General features: G+C 70.6%; 15 protein-coding genes and 4 tRNA genes. 9 read left to right on the forward strand and 10 right to left on the reverse strand.

The window, feature by feature from the left end:
- Window positions 1-16 precede the first annotated feature (16 nt).
- Entirely contained in the window at window positions 17-532 is a 516-nt protein-coding gene (locus G9272_RS21610; protein ID WP_171398116.1) for a MarR family winged helix-turn-helix transcriptional regulator, read from the forward strand.
- A 162-nt stretch (window positions 533-694) separates the two neighbouring features.
- Window positions 695-1,336 (forward strand): GTP cyclohydrolase II, encoded by a 642-nt coding sequence (locus tag G9272_RS21615; protein WP_171398117.1) that lies wholly within the window; start codon window positions 695-697, stop codon window positions 1,334-1,336.
- On the opposite strand, the gene G9272_RS21620 is transcribed toward G9272_RS21615, so the two are convergent.
- From G9272_RS21620 to G9272_RS21635, 4 genes are read right to left on the reverse strand one after another with little or no spacing between them, the layout of a single operon-like run.
- Entirely contained in the window at window positions 1,323-2,069 is a 747-nt protein-coding gene (locus G9272_RS21620; protein ID WP_253267888.1) for an NUDIX domain-containing protein, read from the reverse strand. The two genes, G9272_RS21615 and G9272_RS21620, sit on opposite strands and share 14 nt — an antisense overlap.
- A complete protein-coding gene (locus tag G9272_RS21625) occupies window positions 2,066-2,443 on the reverse strand; it encodes a DUF4406 domain-containing protein (protein WP_171402104.1) in 378 nt (125 codons plus the stop codon). The genes G9272_RS21620 and G9272_RS21625 overlap by 4 nt, the downstream gene beginning before the upstream one ends.
- 31 nt (window positions 2,444-2,474) lie before the next feature.
- On the reverse strand, window positions 2,475-3,296 hold the full coding sequence (locus tag G9272_RS21630) for a DeoR/GlpR family DNA-binding transcription regulator (protein ID WP_171398118.1): 822 nt from the start codon (window positions 3,294-3,296) through the stop codon (window positions 2,475-2,477).
- A gap of 55 nt (window positions 3,297-3,351) precedes the next feature.
- On the reverse strand, window positions 3,352-4,518 hold the full coding sequence (locus tag G9272_RS21635) for a N(5)-(carboxyethyl)ornithine synthase (RefSeq protein ID WP_171398119.1): 1,167 nt from the start codon (window positions 4,516-4,518) through the stop codon (window positions 3,352-3,354).
- A gap of 211 nt (window positions 4,519-4,729) precedes the next feature.
- On the opposite strand from G9272_RS21635, the gene trhA reads away from it, so the two are divergent.
- Window positions 4,730-5,494: a PAQR family membrane homeostasis protein TrhA gene (trhA, locus tag G9272_RS21640; RefSeq protein WP_253267889.1), complete on the forward strand. Its 765-nt coding sequence runs from the start codon at window positions 4,730-4,732 to the stop codon at window positions 5,492-5,494.
- A 424-nt stretch (window positions 5,495-5,918) separates the two neighbouring features.
- Window positions 5,919-6,278: a hypothetical protein gene (locus G9272_RS21645; protein ID WP_171398120.1), complete on the forward strand. Its 360-nt coding sequence runs from the start codon at window positions 5,919-5,921 to the stop codon at window positions 6,276-6,278.
- 145 nt (window positions 6,279-6,423) lie between these two features.
- On the opposite strand, the gene G9272_RS21650 is transcribed toward G9272_RS21645, so the two are convergent.
- The 6 genes from G9272_RS21650 to G9272_RS21675 all read right to left on the reverse strand — a co-directional run bounded on the left by G9272_RS21650 (window position 6,424) and on the right by G9272_RS21675 (window position 15,009).
- A tRNA-Lys gene (locus G9272_RS21650) sits at window positions 6,424-6,496 on the reverse strand.
- 100 nt (window positions 6,497-6,596) lie between these two features.
- Window positions 6,597-8,150 carry an amino acid permease gene (locus G9272_RS21655; protein ID WP_171398121.1) on the reverse strand — a complete coding sequence of 518 codons (1,554 nt, stop codon included), beginning with the start codon at window positions 8,148-8,150 and terminating at the stop codon, window positions 6,597-6,599.
- Window positions 8,151-8,198: 48 nt separating this feature from the next.
- The gene (locus tag G9272_RS21660; protein WP_171398122.1) at window positions 8,199-11,267 is read right to left on the reverse strand and encodes an FG-GAP repeat domain-containing protein; all 3,069 of its coding nucleotides are present in this window, start codon (window positions 11,265-11,267) and stop codon (window positions 8,199-8,201) included.
- Window positions 11,268-11,481: 214 nt separating this feature from the next.
- Window positions 11,482-13,767 (reverse strand): DEAD/DEAH box helicase, encoded by a 2,286-nt coding sequence (locus tag G9272_RS21665; protein ID WP_171398123.1) that lies wholly within the window; start codon window positions 13,765-13,767, stop codon window positions 11,482-11,484.
- Between the two features lie 255 nt (window positions 13,768-14,022).
- A complete protein-coding gene (locus tag G9272_RS21670; RefSeq protein WP_171398124.1) occupies window positions 14,023-14,562 on the reverse strand; it encodes a hypothetical protein in 540 nt (179 codons plus the stop codon).
- A 96-nt stretch (window positions 14,563-14,658) separates the two neighbouring features.
- Window positions 14,659-15,009, reverse strand: coding sequence for a metallopeptidase family protein (locus G9272_RS21675; protein ID WP_216377826.1), 351 nt, complete (start codon window positions 15,007-15,009; stop codon window positions 14,659-14,661).
- An 84-nt stretch (window positions 15,010-15,093) separates the two neighbouring features.
- Here G9272_RS21675 and G9272_RS21680 point away from each other — a divergent pair, with 84 nt between their 5' ends.
- The 5 genes from G9272_RS21680 (at window position 15,094) to hrpA (ending at window position 21,129) form a co-directional block, all read left to right on the forward strand.
- Complete coding sequence (locus G9272_RS21680) at window positions 15,094-16,680, forward strand: metallophosphoesterase family protein (RefSeq protein WP_171398125.1); 1,587 nt, start codon at window positions 15,094-15,096, stop codon at window positions 16,678-16,680.
- Window positions 16,681-16,760: 80 nt separating this feature from the next.
- Window positions 16,761-16,833, forward strand: a tRNA-Glu gene (locus G9272_RS21685).
- Between the two features lie 38 nt (window positions 16,834-16,871).
- A tRNA-Asp gene (locus G9272_RS21690) sits at window positions 16,872-16,946 on the forward strand.
- Between the two features lie 24 nt (window positions 16,947-16,970).
- Window positions 16,971-17,044, forward strand: a tRNA-Phe gene (locus tag G9272_RS21695).
- A gap of 116 nt (window positions 17,045-17,160) precedes the next feature.
- Window positions 17,161-21,129: an ATP-dependent RNA helicase HrpA gene (hrpA, locus tag G9272_RS21700; RefSeq protein WP_171398126.1), complete on the forward strand. Its 3,969-nt coding sequence runs from the start codon at window positions 17,161-17,163 to the stop codon at window positions 21,127-21,129.
- The last annotated feature ends 3 nt before the right edge of the window (window positions 21,130-21,132 follow it).

Consider the following 21,132-nt stretch of genomic DNA (forward strand, 5'->3'; position numbering starts at 1 on the left):
AACCTACACTGGCTGTATGACGACTCGCTGGCTGTCCCCTGAGGAGCAGCGCGCCTGGCGCGCCTACGTCGCCGGCTACCTCCTGCTGGAGGATGCGATCGACCGGCAGCTCCAGCAGGAGGCCGGCCTGCCTCATCTGTACTACTCCATCCTCGCCAACCTCTCCGAGACACCGGAGCGGCGGCTGCGGATGACCGAGCTCGCGGAGCAGCTGAAGATCACCCGCAGCAGGCTGACGTATGCGGTGACGCGCCTGGAGAAGGACGGACTGCTGCGGCGGGAGGAGTGCCGCTGGGACAAACGCGGGACCGTCGCGGCCCTCACGGACGAGGGTATGGCGGCCCTGGAGAACCTGGCGCCCGGCCATGTCGAGACGGTCCGCTCCGCCCTCTTCGACCGGCTCACTCCCGAGCAGGTGGGGCAGCTGGAGGAGATCTTCACGCAGGTCGTGCTGGGTTTCCAGGACGGCGACGAGGCGGCCCCACAGGAACTGCCGTGGCGCCGCCGCTCGTCACCCTGTTCGGGAACCTGATCACCACCTGATCACCGCGGGCGCCTGAGGCGCGCGTCACAATCCCGTTGCTTCAAATTTAAAGCATGGGGTAGGGTCTCGACTCGTTGGATCTGCTTCAAATCTGAAGCACAAGGCGGCCCGGCGCCGCCTTGTCACCGTCCTCCGGACCCGGGAGACCGCATGCCCGACACCCCCGCCGCCACCCCGCGCGCCCGCGTCCGGGTGCCGCTGCGCTTCCCCGACGGCTACTCCGTCGACGCCGAACTGGTCACCTTCCACGGACTCGCCGACGGCCAGGAGCACGTCGCCGTCGTCCTCGGCGAGCCGGCGCCCGGGGCCACCCCCCTGGTCCGGCTGCACTCCGAGTGCCTGACCGGCGACGTCTTCGGCTCCGCCCGCTGCGACTGCGGGCCGCAACTGCGCGAGGCGGTCGAGCGCATAGCCGTCACCGGCGGTGTCCTGCTCTACCTCCGCCAGGAGGGCCGCGGCATCGGCCTCTACAACAAGCTCGACGCGTACGCCCTCCAGGACCAGGGCCTGGACACCTACGAGGCGAACGCCGCGCTCGGCCTGCCCGAGGACGACCGGGACTACACGGCCGCCGCCCAGATGCTGCGCGCCCTGGGCATCACGAGCCTGGACCTGCTGTCCAACAACCCTGACAAGGCCGGCCAGTTGCGCGACCTGGGCATCGACGTCCAGGAGCGTGTCCCGACGGGCGTCTTCACGACCCCGCACAACGTCCGCTACCTGCGCGCGAAGGTCCTCCAGACCCAGCACACGCTGCCGCTGGCCGACCTCACCGGGATCAACGTGGGCTGACCGCGGGCGGCCCGAACGGGCCGTCCAGCGCCGCCCATTGGAGCAGCATGATCGTCTTCGCGTCCGCGATCGCGCCGCTGCGGACGAGGTCGAGGGCCTCGGTGAAGGGGAGTTCGACGACGGCGATGTCCTCGCCCTCGGCCGCCACGCCCGCCGTGTCGGCGCCGGGAGCGGAGGCGTCGTAGGGGGCGGCGAAGAAGCTGAGGCGCTCGGTGACCGAACCGGGGCTCATGAACGCGTCGAAGACATGCTCGACGTCGTGCACCGCCCGCCCGGTCTCCTCGGCCGCCTCGCGGCGGATCGCCTCGCGCGGGTCGTCGCCGTCCAGAAGTCCGGCGGCGGCCTCCAGCAGCATGCCGTCCGGATGTCCGTTGACGTACGCGGGCAGCCGGAACTGCCGGGTGAGCAGGACGGTACGGCGGTCGGGGTCGTAGAGCAGGATCGTGGCGCCGTCGCCCCTGTCGTACGTCTCGCGCCGTTCGCGGCTCCAGTGGCCGTCGCTGTGCCGGTAGTCGAAGGTGGTGCGGCGCAGGACGGACCAGTCGCAGGCGAGGACCTCGACGTCGAGGACGCGGACCCGGTCGTTGCCGGTGAGGTCGCGTCCGTGGCGGTCGAGTCCGGTACGGCCGCGCGGGTCGGGGGCGTCGATGCCGGGGGTGCCGGGGGCGGGGCGGGACGGAGCGTCGTGGGAGCCGGACGCGGGGGCGGGCGAGGTGTCGACGTGCTCGGTCATCGGCGGCCTTCGAGGAGGGTGGCAGTGGCGTCGGGGACGGCGGCGAGGTCGGCGTAGACCGGCTTGCCCTGGGCACGGGCCTGCTCGGTCATCCGGTCCGCGCCCTCCGAGGGACCGCCGATGCGCAGGACCGCGTCGCAGCGCTCCAGCAGGCGTTCGGCGACGGGGTGGAAGAGCTCGTCGAAGAGCGGGTCGCCGGGGGCGGCGCCGCCCGCCGTCTCCAGCAGGGGCAGCGCGAGCGCCTCGCCGGTGACGGGCAGATGCCCGGCGCGGAACAGGACGAGGGCGACCTCGTTCATGGCTCTCACATGGGCCGCGAGCTTCGCGGGGTCGTCGCCGGTGCCCGAACGGTACGGGCCGGCGACCAGGATCATCAGCGGTTTCACGGGGTCTCCTGGAGCGGGTTCAGGCCAGCCGGGTCTCGACGCCGGCCTCACGCAGGGCGTCCAGGGTCTGCGGACCGCCGGGATGGGTGGCGGGGTCCGCCGCGGCGGCGTCGGTGACGAAGGAGTGCACGGCGTCGAGCGGGGCGACCTGACTGAACGCGCGCACTCCCAGCTTGGTCGCGTCGGCGACGGCGACCGTACGGGCCGCCTGACCGAGCCCCACCTGCTTGACGGCCGCGTCCTCGAGGGAGAACTCCGACCAGCCGTGCACGGCGTGCACCCCGCCGATCGACATCACGAACACGTCGAAGGCCAGGGACTCGAGGGTGCGCAGGGCCAGCGGCCCGACGAGGGACCGCTCGCCCGGGCGGGACCGGCCGCCGACGACCAGCAAGTCGATGCCGGGCCGGTCGGCCAGCCGCAGCGCCGCCTGGAGACTGAGCACGGCGACGGTCAACGGGCCCCGCGCGGCGAGGTGTTCCGCCACGTGCACGGTCGTGGTCCCGGCGTCCAGCAGCACCCGTGATCCCGGCTCGACGAGTCCGGCGACGGCCGCGCCGAGCCGGTCCTTCGTCGCCGCCTGCCACGCCTGCCGGGCCTCGAAGCCACCGCCCTCCTCGCGCGGCCGCCCGGCGACGGCGCCGCCGTGCACCCGCCGCACCAGCCCCTGCCGCTCCAGCACGTCCAGGTCCCGGCGCACGGTCATCTCCGAGACCCCGAGCCGCTGGGCGAGCTCGGCGACGGAGACCCGCCCCTGACCCTTCGCCTGCCCCTGCCCTTGGTCCTGCCCGTGCCCCTGAACGAGGCGAAGAGTCAGGTCGAGACGGTCTGCGACATCCATGACGGCATTTCTATCATGCCGATGTTCGAATGAACATCGGCATGTTCACCGATGCCTAGGAGCTCAGCGGAGTCGCCGGGACCTCGGGAGCGTGGGGATAGGCGGCCGACCGGTGCTGGAAGGAGAGGATCTTCGGGTTCTGGACGACCCCGTCGCGGATCTCGATGGCCTTGCCGACCGTGGCGTCGGAGTCCCATGCCGCGGGGCCGCTCATGACCTTGCGCAGGTAGGGAAGGAGCGCCTCGCTGATCTCCCAGGTGGCGGAGTTCCACAGGTGGGACGGGCTGTGATCCACCGCGTAGTAGTGGCACCCCGGCCCCACCGCGGGCATGGGCTCGCCGAAGGTGGTCGGACGGGCCCATTCGAAGCCCATGCCCTCGTCGCAGGCGACGTCGACGAAGAAGGTACCCGGCCGGAACAGCGCGAGTTCCCGTTCGGTGACGAACATGAGCGGCGCGTCGGTGTCCTGGAGGACGCAGTTGACGATGACGTCGAACCCGGCCAGATACTCCGCCAGCGGCATGGAACCGGCCGCGGTGACTGCCCGCAGGCGCGACGGATCGTCCTCCTGCTCCTCGAAGTGGGCCATCACGACCGAGGGCATCGGCGAGGCCACCGCCGCGGCGGCGCGCTGGGTGAGCACCGTGACGTCGGTGACCCCCATGGCGCCCAGGCCGGTGACCGCTCCGCGCGCCGTGGCACCGAAGCTGATGACCACCGCGCGCAGGCGGCGGCCGTAGTGGCCGGTCAGCCCGCCGAGCTGGAGGGCGTGCAGCACCGAGCAGTAGCCGGCGAGCTCGTTGTTCTTGTGGAACACATGGACACTGAAGGCGCCCGTGGAGGTCCAGTGGTTCATGGCCTCCCAGGCGATCAGGGTCAGCCGACGGTCGATGCCGATCTGGGTCATCTTCTCGTCCTGCACACAGTGCGGCCATCCCCACAGCACCTGACCGTCGCGCAGCTCGGCGATGTCGTCGTGCATCGGTTTGGGCAGCAGCACGATGTCGCACTCGGCGATGAGTTGCTCGCGGGAGCGCAGGCCGGCCACGAGTGGTCGCAGCGCGTCGTCGGCGACACCGAACCGGCGGCCGTAGCCCTGTTCGAGGAAGATCCGCTCGCGTACGTCCGGGGCGATCCGGTCGAGGTGGCGGGGGTGCAACGGAAGGCGGAACTCGTTCTCCTTGCGGGAGGAGGCGAGTACTCCGAGACTCATCAGGCTCATATGGGGCGGCTCATTTCCGACCGGGCACGATGTGCTCCGGCATTGCCGTTCCCCGAGGGCGACGCCGAAACGGATGACGGCGTGCGAAGTGCGCTCGGTACCGCCACCGTACTCCCGGCCCGGTCACGGAGCGCCCGCCGCTCGTTTGAGCTCGAAGGAGCCACCGGCGCAGTGGGCGCCCGGCGGCCCGGCGGGCTTCTAGCATGATCGAATGGTTGCCGATGATGCCCAGAAGTCCGGGACAGGACGGGAAGTCGCGTCCCGCGACGATGTCGACGGCGGAGGCGGTGCCGGGGCGAACCCGCACCCTGTCGCCGACCTGGTGGAGCGGGCGGCCGACCTGGTCGAGCCGATCAAGCCGAAGCTGCGTGGCTGGCTCCACGCAGGGATGGTCCCCGTCTCACTGAGCGCCGGCATCGTCCTGATCTGCCTGGCCCGGACCCCTCAGGCGACCCTGGCCTGCGCCGTGTACTCCGTCACCGCCTGGCTGCTGTTCGGGACGAGCGCCGTCTACCACCTGGGCGACTGGGGGCCACTGGGCGAGGCCGTGCTGCGTCGCCTCGACCACGCCAACATCTTCCTGATCATCGCCGGCACCTGCACCCCGCTGGCCGTGCTCCTCGTCCCCTCCCACCAGCGAGCCCTGCTGCTGTGGATCGTCTGGGCGGGCGCGCTGGCCGGCATCGCCTTCCGCGTCCTGTGGGTCAGGGCTCCCCGCTGGCTGTACACGCCCTGCTACCTGGCTCTGGGCTGGGCACCGGTGAGTTACCTGCCGGACTTCCTGCACGCCGGCGGAGCGGCCGTTCTCACCCTGGTGGTGACCGGCGGTCTCCTCTACAGCGCGGGGGCGGTGGTCTACGCCGTCCGACGCCCCGACCCCTCACCCCGCTGGTTCGGCTTCCACGAGGTGTTCCACACCCTGACGGTGGCGGCCTTCGCCTCGCACTACATCGCCATTTCCCTGGCCGCCTACTGACCCCGGGCGCTCCAGGGGCCCTGGTGCCGTACGGCATCAGGGCCCCTGAGGAATCGCACCACCGCCTGGCCGGCCCTGGCGCTGCACCGGCTGCGGCACTGCGGGTACTGCGGGTACTGCCACCGCGTCTGCCGCGGTCCTGCTCACGGCGGCCCCTGATCACTGCGGGCCGCCCGGTCCGGCCGTCAGTCCCGTCGCCGTCCTGCAACCACCTGGCTTCGAAACTCCACCGCCGCACCGTCATGCGTCTGCTGCCGCCCGGCAGTTCATGTCTGCCGGGCCTTGGTCGATCTCCGCTACGAGAGAAACCATAATCAGGAGAGTTCCCAATGTCTACTGTGGCGATCACAGATTTTGAGGCGCTCGACGATGAGGTATCCCCGCGGGGCCGCTTCGGACGGGTCGGTGCATAGAATCCGATCTCATGCCGAAGCCTGACGAGCTGATCGTTGACATCGCCGCCCTCGTGGAGTCCGAGCAGAGCAATCAGATGCCCCTGACCGTGGTCACCGGTGGTGCTGTCATCACCGGTCGACTGGCCCCCGAAGCCACGTGGCGGCAGAGGGTGTCGGAGGTGCTGACGGACTCCGCCCACCTGGGCGAGTTCTCCGCCGTCTTCGAAACCCCCGCGAAGAAGGACGGGCCGCCCACGCATCTGCACTTCCATGTCGCCCGGATCCTCCAGGGCACGGTGGGGATCCCCGAGACGGGCGGGATGTACCGCGTGGCGATCGAGGACGTCAGCGCCTGGACCATCGGGGACTTCAGCTACTCCGACCACTGACCTGCCGACCCGCCGCCGCGCCGAGAACGGCACGGCACACACGCGCACGCACCGGCCCGGAACGGAAGCGGCGCCCGGGTCGACCGAAGTCGACCCGGGCGCCGCATCACAGGCCGGAAGGGGGTGTCCCCCGCCTTGCCGCCGGTAGGCCCTGTGGGACTCGAACCCACAACCAATGGATTAAAAGTCCACTGCTCTGCCAATTGAGCTAAGGGCCCAGGCGATGTTGCCTCCCCGAGCATAGCCGGACGTGGCCGTGTCTCCGATCGGGTATCGGAGACACGGGCGCGCCGGGCTACGCGAAGCGATCGAGATCGGTCACTGCTCGGGCAGTTCGGCGGGCGCCCCCGCCCGTGACGCCTCGCGGGCGATGGTCCGTTCGTGCTCGGGGTTGAGGAACCAGTTCCGGGCGGAGACCTGCCACCACACCCCCGCGAAGCCCAGCACGACGAGGACGGCGACCGGGGCGTAGTTGAAGGTCTCCCAGGTGACCGGGGAGACCTGGGGCAGCATGAACAGGACGGTGATGACGGCCACCCACGCCACCGACACCACGCCGATCGCCTTCGACCAGCGGCCCAGGTGCCACGGTCCCCGCGCGAAGGCCTCGCCCTTGCGGATGCGCAGCAGGGTCGGGATGACGTACGCGATGTAGAGGCCGATGACGGCGATCGAGGTGACGGCCGCGTACGCGGTCACGTTGATCAGGTACGGCAGGCCCAGCACCAGCGCGCCGCCGGCCGCCAGCCAGACCGCCGCGACGGGCGTACGGGTGCGCGGGCTGACCGTGTGCCAGATGTGCGAGTACGGCAGCGCGCCGTCCCTCGAGAAGGCGTAGATCATGCGGCTGTTGGCGGTCACCGACGCCATCCCGCAGAACAGCTGGGCGCCGATCACCACGAGCAGCAGCAGCTTGCCGGCGGTCGAGCCGAGCGCGTCGAGCAGGATCTGGGCGGGCGGCGCGCCGGTCGGGGAGGCGAGCGCGGCGTCGTAGGACTGGATGGCGTACGTGAAGCCGAGCAGCAGCACGAAGCCCGCGATCCACGAGGTCCAGATGGACTGCACGATCCCCTTGGGACCGGCCGTCGACGCGTCGTGCGTCTCCTCGGTCATGTGGGCGGAGGCGTCGTAGCCGGTGAAGGTGTACTGGGCCATCAGCAGGCCGAGCAGGACGACGTACACCCCGCCGCCCCAGCCGGTGTTGTTGACGAACTCGCCGAACACGAAGGACGTCGACTGGTGCTTGTCGGGGACGAAGGCCAGCGCCCCGACGATGACGCCCACGCCCAGCACGTGCCACCACACGCTGACGCTGTTGAGGAGGGCGACTATCCGTACCCCGAAGGTGTTCAGCAGTCCGTGCAGCACCAGGATCCCGGCGAAGAGCAGGACCGTGCGGCCGGGTGTCACCTCGAAGTCGAACTGGAGGTTCAGATAGGCGCCGAGGAAGGACGCGGCCCCGAAGTCGATGCCCGCCGTCACCGCCACCTGGCCCAGCACGTTGAACCAGCCCGTGAACCAGGCCCAGGCCGCCGCCGACCGCGGGGGCGCCAGCCGGTGCGCCCAGAAGTACAGGCCCGCGGACGTCGGGTACGCCGAACAGATCTCGGCCATGGACAGGCCGACGAACAGGGTCATCAGCCCCACGGCGACCCAGCCCCAGGTGATCACCGCCGGGCCGCCCGTGTTCATGCCGAACAGATACAGCGTCAGGCAGCCCGACAGGACCGAGATGATCGTGAAGGAGACCGCGTAGTTGGAGAACGCCGACATGCGGCGGGCGAGGACCTGGGTGTAACCGAGCTGGGCCAGCAGCTCTTCGTCCGAGAGTTTCCCGGGAGCCGGCCGGCCCGCTGTGCCGTCATCTGTCATGCCCCCAGCAATTCCCCTGCCGAGGGCGTGACACACGTCACAACTTGGCTAGAAAATGCCCTTGTGGTTCTGCCAGCCGGAGCCGATCTTGACCCGGGCCCCGAACGTGCCCGTCCCGGTGCCGGGCAGCCGGTACAGCCCGCCCGGGGTGTCCCGCACCACGAGGTCCGCCTTCCCGTCCCCCGTGATGTCCCCCGCCCCGGCGACCGCGTTGTACGACGCACCCCAGTTCGCGAACAGCTTCACCCTCGCCGTGAAGGTCCCCTTGCCGGTCCCGAGGTAGCGGTACAGGTTGTTCGACGTGTCCTGGGCGATCAGATCACCGATGCCGTCGCCGTTGAGGTCACCGACGCCGATGATCTTCTTGTACGTCTTCCAGTTGTCGTAGAGCTTCACGGCCGCCGCCAGCTTCCCGGCGGCCGTCCCCTTGTAGAGGTAGACCCTGCCGGTCGACGGGTTGCGGGCGATCAGGTCGGGGCGGCCGTCCTTCGTGACGTCACCCGGCGAGGTCAGGATGTCGAACTGGGTCCAGCCGCCGGTGCCCAGCGTGGTGTACGGCGATGTCGGCCGTACCGCGGCACCGCAGCCCGTCCGGTACAGCCGCAGCGCCCCGCTGCTGAGCCGCACGAGGACGTCGTTGCAACTGTCCCCGCTCAGGTCGCCGATGGGCACCGCCTTGATACCGGTGGGCCATCCGCTGCCGCTGACCTGGCCGGAGAACGTGCCCTGGCCCGTCCCCTGCTGATAGGTCAGCGTGCCCGAGGAGGGCATGGTCAGCAGGTCGCCCGCGCCGTCCGGCCTCGCCCCCGGTCCCACGTAGTCGTGGAACACGGCGCTGCCGTTCACCTTCCGGAGCGTGCCCCGCACCTGGAGAGGGGCGCCGACGCCGTCGGCGGGGCTGACGGTCACGGTCCAGTCGTAGTAGCCGTTGGGAAGAGGCTTCACCCCGGACGGGTCGGTGGCGTTCCAGTTGACGTTCAACGCACCGCGCACCGCCCCGCCGTCCGTGCCGCCGACGTGCTTGCCCGTCGCCTTGCTGCGCACGTCCAGGACCCAGCCCGCGGCCGGTTTCGACAGCAGCATTGTCGTGAGGGTGCTGCTGCCGGGAGAGGTCTGGGTCACGCTCTGGGCGGGCTCCAGCTGCCGCAACGGCTGCTGCGGCACGCCCGAGGGGACCAGGTGCACCCGCTCCTGGGCGTCGACGTAGGCGGCGTTCCCACCGGACTCGTCGACCGTCCAGCGCACGTCCCGCTGCGAGACGCCCGTGTCGGGCAGATCACCGATGACCCGGCTCGCGGGTGTGCCGTCGGCCACCGTGGTGAGGACCAGCTTCCCGGCCTGCTTGTCGTGCGTGACGACGTACCCGTCGCCGAGCTCGGCCTCGTCGGCCGGCACCGGCACGGACTTGTGCGCCGTACGGTCGTAGACGCCCGCCCGGCCCTCGCACGTCCAGTACAGCCACCGGCCCAGCGCCTGGAGTTCGGTGGGCGTGCAGCCCGCGTCGGTGACGAGGCTCTCGGTCGTCTTCCTGGCTGTCAGGTCGTAGGCGGTGACACTGCCCGGGGTCGTGCCGGTCGTCCACAGGATGTTGCCGGAGAGGGCGGCGGGTCCGGGGGTGCGGGTGACGACCGGATCGGCGTCGATGCTGCCGATCCGGTACACGTACTGCCCACCGGGTCCCGTGTAGAGCAGGTAGCGGCCCGAGACGTCGGTGATCCGCCCGTCATTGGGCAGCCCGGGACGGCCCCAGACATCGTCCGCGTCCGGCCCGTCGACCTCGATCATGTTGGTGGCCCCGTCGCGTGCGAGCCAGGCGATACGGCCGTCGGCCAGGCCCCGGACCGGGGCGCAGGCGGCGTCGGTGGCGCAGTCGGCCATGGGGACGAAGGTGGTGAGCCTGCTGCGCTCGCCGAACGAGGGGGTACCGGACGGGGCGACGGTCCGTACCCGGGCGGAGCGCACACCGGTGCCGTAGTGGTCCAGAACGACGAGCCGCCCCTGGTCCAGGGACAGCCCCTGGATCGACAACGGCGGTTTGGGCAGGGCCTTGACCGGCGTGACGACGGGCGGGCCGCCGTCCGCGCCCGGGGTGATGCGCTGGACGCCCCAGTCGTCGGCGCCCGTGCGGCCGATCTTCACAGCGGTGCCGTCGGGCCCTGCCGCGGTCCCGTACGCCGACGACCGGAGCAGGGTCACCGGTTCGCCGCCGGTGAGGGGCTGCGCGGTCGTCGAGGAAGTCCCGTTGACCAGCCAGTCGCCGACGAGGGCCAGGTCCCGGGTCGCGCTCACCCCGTCGCTGACGCCCTTGAGCGCCACCTCGACGGGAGCCTCCGACAGGTCACGCGGGAACACCAGGACCGACGCCTTGTCCTGGGCGAAGACGACGACATGTCCACCGCCCAGGTTCGTGTGGGTGTACCCGGTGGGAATCGGCCCGCTCCAGCCGCGCACCTCGCTGGACGCACGGTCCACGGCGACCAGGCCCACCTGACCGTCCACGGAGCCACGCAGGTACAGCGTCTGCGCGTCCGCCGCCGCACCCAGCCCGAGGACGAGACCGGCCGGTCCTCCCGTGATCGTTCGGTCCACGGTGGTCCCGTCGGGCCCCGGCGTCAGCAGGTGGATGACCCGGACGATCGTGCCGTCCTCGTTCCGCACGTTCTTGAAGGCCACCGTCAGGTTGTCGTAGGACGTGAGGTAGCCCAACCCGTCCGGGACCTGGAGGCTCTGGGTGGAGCCGTCGGACGCGTCCCAGAAGTCGACCCGGCCATCGCTGTGGTGGTACGCCAGGACATCGGTGCCGGTCGGCGTCCCCACCGTCCCCGCGGGCGCCGTCGGCACGCGCACCGACTCGCCGTCCGCGTAACGCGTCCACAGCAGGCCGCTGGTGCCCTCCAGGCTGTGGAAGACCCCCTGTGCCCCGGCCGAGTCGTGGCTGCCGTGGGTCGACGACGACTGGAGCGTCGCCGCCGTGTAGGTGTCCCGCAACGACGCCGGCACCACCGTCTCCTGCGGCGTGTCCGCGACCGCCGTGGACGGCAGCAGCGGGGTCAGTCCGGCCGCCAGGACGGCGGAGGCGGCGACAAGACGCAGACGTGCGGAGCCATGACGGGCCAAGAGGGTCCCTCCCCGGGAACGGAGACGGACGGGACCGGACGCGTCTCGGCATCCACGGTCCCCGGCCCCCCGGCCTTCACATCCGTCTCACAAGTCGGCTGATCCTACAGTCACTTCACAGCCCCGCAGAAAGGGGTTACCAGGAGACACGAGAACGCCGTGGCCCCCACCGATGTTCGGTGGGGGCCACGGCGTTCACTCATATGAGCCGGCGTCAGCCGTTGCGCTTCCAGCGCGGCTTGTCGTCGCGGCGGCCGGTCGTGCCGGAGCCGGAGCCGGAGCCGGTTCCGCGGTGGTCGTCACGGCGGAAGCCCGGACGGTCGTGGCCACCGGAGCGGAAGCCCGGGCGGTCGTCGCGACGGTCACGGTTGAACGGACGGTCGCTGCCACGGTGGGTGGACGGACGGTCGTCGCGACGGTCGCGGTTGAAGCCGCCCGACTGACGGTCGTCGCGGCGGAAGCCACCGGAGGGGCGCTCGTCACGACGGTCACGGTTGAAACCGCCCGCGGGACGCTCGTCACGACGGAAGCCACCGGAGGGGCGCTCGTCACGACGGTCGTCGCGGCGGTCGTCACGACGGTCACGGTTGAAACCGCCCGCGGGACGCTCGTCACGACGCTCGAAGGAGCGGCCGCCACGGTCGTCACGGCCGGCGCCACCACGGTCGTCACGGCGGTCGCGGTTGAAGCCACCGCGGTCGTCACGACGCTCGAAGGAACGGCCACCACGGTCGTCACGGCGGTCGTCACGGCGGAACCCGCCACGGTCGCCGTCACGACGGTCACGGTTGAAGCCACCGCGGTCGTCACGACGCTCGAAGGAACGGCCACCACGGTCGTCGCGACGGTCGTCACGCCGCTCGTAGTTGCCCCGCTCGTCACGGCGCTGACGCGGCTGCTCGTACGCGGGACGCTCGGCGGCCTGCTCGGAGACCGCGGCCTCGGCCGGCGCCTCCGCCACGGCGTTCTGCTCCACGGCCGCCTCGGCGGCCGCGACGACAGCCGCTTCCGGGTCCTCGCCACGCTCGCGCGCCACGCGGGCCACCAGACGGTCGGCCTCCTCACGCAGCTCGGTCGCCCGTCGCTGCGCGCGCTCCAGCTCCTTGCTGAGCTGGGAGACCTCACGCTCGGCCTGCTGCGCCGCGTTGCCCGCGGACTCGGCCTGGACCTCCGTCATCGAGCGGGCGCCGGTGATCTCGGCGACCTCCGGCTCGAAGGCGGCGCCGCCCTGGATGATGTGACGCCCGGCGTCGACGCCCGCGTCCTCCATCAGACGGAAGATCTGACGGCGCTGGTGCGGCAGCGAGAGGGAGACGACCGTGCCGGTGCGGCCGGCCCGCGCGGTGCGGCCCGCGCGGTGCAGGTAGTCCTTGTGGTCGCCGGCAGGGTCCACGTTGAGCACCAGGTCGATGCCGTCGACGTGGATACCGCGGGCGGCGACGTCGGTCGCGACGAGCGCGTTGACGTAACCGTCCTTGAAGTCGGCCAGCGTGCGGGTCCGCGCGCCCTGGGTCATGCCGCCGTGCAGCGCGTCCGCCTTCACACCGGAGTCGCGCAGCTGCTCGGCGATACGGTCGGCGCCGAGCTGGGTGCGGACGAAGATGATGGTGCGGCCCTTGCGGGAGGCGATCGCGGCGGTGACCGGCGCCTTGTCCTTGGGCTTCACGATCAGGATGTGGTGCGACATGGTCGTGACGTTGCCCTGGGCGCTGTCGACCTCGTGCGTGACCGGGTTGGTCAGGTAGCGCTTGACCAGCGTGGAGATCTCGTTCTCCATCGTGGCCGAGAACAGCATGCGCTGGCCGCCGCCGGGGATCTGGTCGAGCAGCTCGGTGACCTCGGGCAGGAAGCCCAGGTCGGACATCTGGTCGGCCTCGTCGAGGACGGCGACCTGGACGTTCTCGAGCGAGCAGGCGCCGCGGTTGATGAGGTCACGCAGACGGCCCGGGGTGGCGACGAGGACGTCGACGCCGCGCTCCAGGGCGTACATCTGGTTGCTCATGGACGTACCGCCGCAGACGACCTTCATCTTCAGGCCGAGTACGTCGCCGTACGGCTGAAGCGCGTCCGCGACCTGCATCGCGAGCTCACGCGTCGGCGTGAGGATGATGCCGCGGGGCTTCTTCTTGTCGGTGTGGCCGCCGGACAGCGACGCCAGCAGCGGCAGACCGAACGAGAGGGTCTTGCCGGAGCCGGTGCGGCCACGGCCGAGGATGTCCTTGCCGGCCAGGGCGTCCGGGATGGTCGCGGCCTGGATCGGGAAGGGGCTGGTCACGCCGTTCTGCGCGAGCTTGCGCACGACGCCCTCGGGGAGCCCGAGGGTGGCGAAGGTGACTTCGGGGGTCTCGGGCGTCTCGACGACGGCCTCGACGGCCTCGGCGATGGCCTCGGCGACAGCCTCGGCGGTCTCGGCGGTCTCGGTGACCTCGATCGCCTCGAGGGTGATCGGCTCGTCGTTGTTCTCGGGCACGACGGAGTGATCAGTACTGGAAATGGACATGCGAATGCGAAACCTTCCGGAGTCTCAAGTCGGCACGCGCCCGTCAACTCCGTGTTCGCATTGCACTACGACCGCCTCTATGCGGTCAGCCACGGCAAGGGAGAGTACGCGCCACACGGCGCGCTCTGCGGTGGCGCCGGGCAAATGGGATCAAACGATCTACCACTATAAGCACCCTGGCCACCGAAGGCAAACTGAGCCTCATCACCGCAGCTCAGCAGCCATCCAGGGCCTGAACCGAAGAGCCTGCCTGCTCTAGGCGGGCGAGCCCGCCTCCGGCGCCGGTTCCCGGTCCGCCAGCTGCGCCGCCGGCCCTCCGTCGTCCTCGTGCGCCGAGGACGACGGCTCGGCGACCGTCGGCTCCGGCGTGGGCGACGGCGGCTCCGGCGTGGGCGCGGGCGGCTCCGGGTCCGGCGAGCGCGTGGGCGCGGGCGGCTGCGCCCCGGTGGGCGTCGGCGCCCCCGGCTGCTCGCTCCTGCCCGGCCGCGCCGCCCCCGCCGAGGCCGGCGCGCTCCGGCCCGCGGACGGCGGGGCCGAGGCCGACGCCGAGGCGCTCGCCCTGCCCTTGTCGCCCTTCCCGTGCCCGTGCTTGCCGTCGCCGCCCGCCGCACCCATCCCGAAGCCGCCCCCCGAGCCCGCCGAGACCCCGCCGGGGGCCTCACCGCCCCGCTGCCCCGCCGAGTGCGACGGCTCGGCCCGGCCGCCCTCCTCGTGCCCCACGCTCATGCAGCCGGCGGCCGCGGCGACGGCCATGACCGTCGCGGCCAGACGAACGGGTACGTACAAGGGGCGCACGGGGCCACCTCCGGGGCAGGCGTAAGGAGTCGACGTGCCCAACTCCCGGCGCCCGCAAGAAGACACGCGCCGACGCGCGCCCCTCTGCCGGACGGCTCAGCCGTAGCCGAGGGCGTGCAGCCGCGCGTCGTCGATGCCGAAGTGGTGGGCGATCTCGTGCACCACCGTGACCTCCGTCTCGGCGACGACCTCCTCCCGCGTCTTGCACATCCGCAGCGTCGGCCCCCGGTAGATCGTGATCCGGTCCGGCAGGACGCCGGCGTACCACTCCCCGCGGTCCGTCAGCGGAGTCCCCTCGTACAGCCCGAGCAGCTCGGGATCGTCCGCCGCCGGTTCGTCCTCGACGAACACCGCGACGTTGTCCATCAGTCGCGTCAACTCCGGCGGAATCCGGTCCAGCGCCTCGGCGACCAGTTCCTCGAACTCCTCGCGCGTCATCTCCAGCACAGGCCCATTGTCCGGTACGAGGCGGTCGGGGGGAGGTCACGAACCGTCCGCATACCAACACCCGGACCGGGGCATAGGGCATCAATGGTCCGCGCCCGTCTCCCCACCGCAGTCCTGAAGCGTCCCAAGCCCGTCCGGCGCGGGAACCCGGTCCCCGAACTCGCCGCCCGGCCCAACCCCTGGATCCGCGCCCTCGGCCTGACCGCCGTCGTCCTCATCGGCGCCTGGCTCGGCCTGCTGATCGTCGGGGACGTCCGCGTGTCCGTCGGCCCCATGAACACGACGATGACCCTGCGCCCGTCCGTCACCGGCGGCACGAAGATCAACATCTCCCCGCTCGGCGCGCTCAGCCTGGACAGCCACATCGCCCCGGTCCGCCTCGACGTGAACGTCGACCAGCTCGACCCCGAGCGCTCCCAGGCCCTCGTCGACCACCCCGAACGCCTCTCCGGCCTCCAGGACGAGGTCGCCCGTGACATCGAGCACGGCACCCTCGACCTCGCGCTCCGCTCCTGCGTCGCCGTGGTCTCCGGCGCCACCGCGCTCGGCCTCGCCGTCTACCGCCGTCCCCGCCGCGCCCTCGCCGCCGGCGGTCTCGCCCTCACCCTGCTGGCCGCCTCGGGCGCGACCGCGTACGCCACCTGGAACCCCAAGTCGGTGCTGGAGCCGCGGTTCTCGGGCCTGCTGTCCTCCGCGCCCTCGCTCGTCGGCAACGCACGCAGCATCGTCACCGAGTTCGACGTCTACCAGCAGGAGCTCGCCCGCCTGGTCACCAACGTGACCAAGCTCTACGACGTCACCTCCACGCTCCCCGCCTTCCAGCCGGACCCGACCACGGTCCGCGTCCTGCACGTGTCCGACATCCATCTGAACCCCGCGAGCTGGAAGATCATCGCGTCGCTCGTGGAGCAGTACAAGGTCAATGTGATCGTCGACTCCGGCGACACGATGGACCACGGCTCGGCGGCGGAGAACGGCTTCCTGGACCCCATCGCCACGCTGGGCGCGCCGTACGTCTGGGTCAGGGGCAACCACGACTCGCTCGTCACCCAGCGCTACCTGGAGGGCATGAAGAACGTGCACGTCCTCGACGACGGCCGCACGGTCAGCCTCGCCGGGCTGCGCTTCGCGGGCATCGGCGACCCCCAGTTCACCCCCGACCGCTCCTCCGCGCCGGGCGCCGAGGAGTCCCAGGAGGAGGCGGGCGCCCGGCTGGCCCAGGCCCTGCGCGCCCAGCGGGACGCCGGCACCCCGGCGGACGTGGCCATCGCCCACGAGCCCTCCGCCGCCCGGGGCACGGACGGCGAGGTGCCCCTGGTCCTGGCCGGCCATCTCCACCACGAGGACATGGAGGTCATGAAGAAGGGCACGCGGCTGCGCGTCGAGGGCTCGACCGGCGGTAGCGGCCTGCGTGCCGTCGAGGGCAAGTACCCGGACCCCATCGAGGCGTCGATCCTCTACTTCGACCGCGACACCCGCCGCCTCCAGGCCTGGGACGAGATCAAACTCGGCGGCCTGGGTCTGACGACGGCCGAGGTCAGCCGCCATCTCCCGAAGGAGAACCTGCCCGGAGCCGTACCGTCCCCGAGCCCCTCCCCGACTCCCTCCCCCAGCCCGCCGCTCAGCCCGTCCGTCGGTCCGTCCGTCAGCCCCTCCAGGACGGCCCCGTAAACCGTTTTGGCGATACCCCCCGCCATCCCATATGCTCATGACGTCCCCGACGCGCTGAGAAGCGCCCAGGCGGGCCGATAGCCCTCATCGTCTAGCGGCCTAGGACGCCGCCCTTTCAAGGCGGTAGCACGGGTTCGAATCCCGTTGGGGGCACGCAACACCGTGTGCGACACTGTCGTACACAACAGCTTGGTCCTGTGGAGCAGTTTGGAGTGCTCGCCACCCTGTCAAGGTGGAGGCCGCGGGTTCAAATCCCGTCAGGACCGCTGAGGTTTCACGTGAAACCTCGTGGCTGGGTAGCTCAGTTGGTACGAGCGATCGCCTGAAAAGCGATAGGTCGCCGGTTCGACCCCGGCCCCAGCCACAAGAACGAAAACCCCCTCCGGGCGACCGGAGGGGGTTTTCGTCGCTGCGCGTTGGACGAGGCGGCCCCAAAAGCACTCGCCCCTTCTTTCGCCAAGATGAGATCCTGGATCGCGTATGTCTACGCACCCCACTCCCGGCGCCTCTGCTCCGGGCACTCCCGCCCTCGGCGACCTCGCCCCCCGCCTGACCGAGCTGTCACTGCGCGACGCGCACCGGCTCGGGCGCAGGCTCGAAGGCGCGCGCAAGATCCGCAAGCCGGAGGCCCGTGCCGCCGTCCTCGCCGAGATCGAGGCGGAGGTCGCACAGGTCGAGGAGCGGATGGTCCTGCGGCGCGGCCGGGTGCCCGCCGTCTCGTACCCCGAGCAGCTTCCGGTCAGCCAGAAGAAGGACGAGATCGCGGCCGCCATCCGTGATCACCAGGTCGTCATCGTCGCCGGTGAGACCGGGTCCGGAAAGACCACCCAGATCCCCAAGATCTGTCTCGAGCTGGGGCGCGGCGTCCGCGGCATGATCGGGCACACACAGCCTCGTCGGATCGCCGCCCGCACCGTCGCCGAGCGGGTCGCGGAGGAACTCAGCACGCCCCTGGGCGAGGCCGTCGGCTGGAAGGTGCGGTTCACCGACCAGGTGAACCCGGACGCCACCTTCGTGAAGCTGATGACGGACGGCATCCTCCTCGCGGAGATCCAGACCGACCGTGAGCTGCGCGCGTACGACACGATCATCATCGACGAGGCCCACGAGCGGTCCCTCAACATCGACTTCCTGATGGGCTATCTCGCCCAGCTGCTCCCCCGCCGCCCTGATCTCAAGGTCGTCATCACCTCGGCGACCATCGACCCGGAGCGTTTCTCCCGGCACTTCGGCGAAGCCCCGATCGTCGAGGTCAGCGGGCGGACGTACCCGGTGGAGGTCCGTTACCGGCCGCTCCTCGAAGAGGACTCCGAGGACGCCGACCGCGACCAGATCACCGCGATCACCGACGCCGTGGAAGAGCTCATGGGCGAGGGGAAGGGCGACATCCTCGTCTTCCTCTCCGGTGAACGGGAGATCCGGGACACGGCCGACGCGCTGGAGAAGAAGAAGTTCCGCTTCACGGAGGTCCTGCCGCTCTACGCCCGGCTCTCGCACGCCGAGCAGCACCGGGTCTTCCAGCAGCACACGGGCCGCAGGATCGTTCTGGCGACGAACGTGGCCGAGACGTCCCTGACCGTCCCGGGCATCAAGTACGTCATCGACCCCGGCTTCGCCCGCATCAGCCGCTACAGCCACCGCACCAAGGTCCAGCGCCTGCCCATCGAGCCGATCTCGCAGGCCAGCGCCAACCAGCGCAAGGGCCGCTGCGGCCGGACCAGCGACGGCATCTGCATCCGGCTGTACGACGAGGACGACTTCCTCGCCCGCCCGGAGTTCACGGACGCGGAGATCCTCCGTACGAACCTGGCCAGCGTCATCCTCCAGATGACCGCGGCGGGCCTCGGCGACATCGAGAAGTTCCCCTTCATCGACCCGCCGGACCACCGCAACATCCGCGACGGCGTGCAGCTGCTCCAGGAGCTGAACGCACTGGACCCGGCCGAGAAGGACCCCCGCCGGCGGCTCACCCAGACCGGCCGCAAGCTGGCCCAGCTGCCCGTCGACCCGCGCCTCGCCCGCATGGTCCTGGAGGCCGACAAGAACGGCTGTGTGCGCGAGGTCATGGTGATAGCCGCCGCGCTGTCCATCCAGGACCCGCGTGAGCGCCCGGCCGACAAGCAGACCCAGGCCGACCAGCAGCACGCCCGCTTCAAGGACGAGACCAGCGACTTCCTCGCCTATCTCAACCTGTGGCGGTACGTCCGCGAGCAGCAGAAGGAGCGGGGTTCCTCCTCCTTCCGGCGTATGTGCAAGCAGGAGTACCTGAACTTCCTGCGCATCCGTGAGTGGCAGGACATCTACACGCAGCTCCGCACGGTCGCCAAGCAGATGGGCATCCATCTGAACGAGGAGGACGCGCCCGAGCAGAGTGTCCATGTCTCGCTCCTCGCCGGGCTGCTCTCGCACATCGGCATGAAGGACGTGAAGGACGGCAACAAGAACGAGTACCTGGGGGCGCGGAGCGCCAAGTTCGCGATCTTCCCGGGCTCGGCCCTCTTCAAGAAGCAGCCGCGCTTCATGATGTCCGCCGAGCTGGTGGAGACGAGCCGGCTCTGGGCCCGCGTCAACGCGCGGATCGAGCCGGAGTGGGTCGAGCCGCTCGCCGGGCACCTGCTGAAGCGGACGTACAGCGAGCCGCGTTGGGAGAAGGACCAGGCGGCCGTGATGGCGGACGAGAAGGTCACGCTGTACGGCGTCCCGATCATCGCCCAGCGGAAGGTCAACTACGGCCGGATCGACCCGGAGACCTCCCGCGACCTGTTCATCCGCAACGCGCTGGTCGAGGGCGACTGGCGCACGCACCACAAGTTCTTCGCCGACAACCGCCGGCTCCTCAGCGAGGTCGAGGAGCTGGAGCACCGTGCCCGGCGCCGGGACATCGTGGTGGACGACGAGACGCTGTTCGACTTCTACGACGAGCGGGTGCCCGAACACGTCGTGTCCGGCGCGCACTTCGACTCGTGGTGGAAGCACAAGCGGCACGAGCAGCCCGATCACCTGGACTTCGAGCGGGAGATGCTCATCCGGGAGTCGGCGGAGGCGGTCACCAAGGCCGACTATCCGGACTCCTGGCGGCAGGGTCAGCTGACGTTCCGGGTCACGTACCAGTTCGAGCCGGGCGCGGACGCGGACGGCGTGACCGTCCACATCCCGCTCCATGTCCTCAACCAGGTCACGGACGAGGGCTTCGACTGGCAGATCCCGGGTCTGCGGGAGGAGGTCGTCACGGAGCTGATCCGTTCCCTCCCCAAGCCGATCCGCCGCCACTACGTTCCGGCACCGAACTTCGCGAAGCGTTTCCTGGACCGGGCGGTGCCCCTCCAGGAGCCGCTCACGACGACCATGGCGCGTGAGCTGAAGCGCATGGTCGGCGTTCCGTTCGAGGCCGACGACTTCGACTGGTCGCGGCTCCCCGACCATCTGAGGATCACCTTCCGGATCGTCGACGAGCGGCGCCGCAAGCTGGCCGAGGACAAGGACCTCGAGACCCTGAGGCTCCGGCTGAAACCGAAGGCGAGGCAGGCCATCTCGCAGGCGGCCGCGGCCACCGCCGAACGGCAGGGCGGCGAGTCCCTGGAGCGCTCGGGCCTGACGGACTGGACGATCGGCTCGCTCGCCCGCGTCTTCGAGACCCGCCGCGCGGGCCAGCCGGTGAAGGCGTACCCGGCGCTCGTCGACGACGGGGACACCGTGTCCGTACGCCTCTTCGACACGGAGGCGGAGCAGGCGGAGGCGATGTGGAAGGGCACGCGTCGGCTGATCCTGCGCACCATCCCGGTCAACCCGGCAAAGTTCGCATCCGAGAAGCTGACGAACGCCCAGAAGCTCGCGCTGTCCGCGAATCCGCACGGTTCGATCCAGGCTCTGTTCGACGACTGCGCGATGGCGGCGGCGGACCGGCTGATCGCCGACTTCGGCGGCCCGGCCTGGGACGAGGAGTCGTACCGGAAGCTCTACGACAAGGTGCGCGCGGAGATCGTCGACACGACGGTGCGGACGGTCGGGGCGGTGCAGCAGGTCCTGGCCGCCTGGCAGGCCTGTGAACGCCGCCTGAAGGGCGTACGCAGCCCCGTGCTGCTCGCGAACCTGGCGGACGTACGGAAACAGCTGGACGCCCTCGTGAAGCCCGGCTTCGTGACCTGGGCGGGACTGCGCCGCCTGCCCGACCTCATGCGCTACCTGGTGGCCGCGGACCGGCGCCTCCAGCAGATGCCGACCGGCGTCCAGCGGGACACCAGCCGCATGGAGAAGGTCCACGAGATGCAGGACGAGTACGCGTGGCTGCTGGAGCAACTGCCGCAGGGCCGGCCGGTTCCCCAGCAGGTCCTGGACATCCGCTGGATGATCGAGGAGCTCCGGGTCAGCTATTTCGCCCACGCGCTGGGCACGGCGTACCCCGTCTCCGACAAGCGGATCGTGAAGGCGATCGACGCGATGGCGCCGTAACGG

The sequence above is a fragment of the Streptomyces asoensis genome (assembly GCF_013085465.1).
Lineage (GTDB): Bacteria > Actinomycetota > Actinomycetes > Streptomycetales > Streptomycetaceae > Streptomyces > Streptomyces cacaoi_A.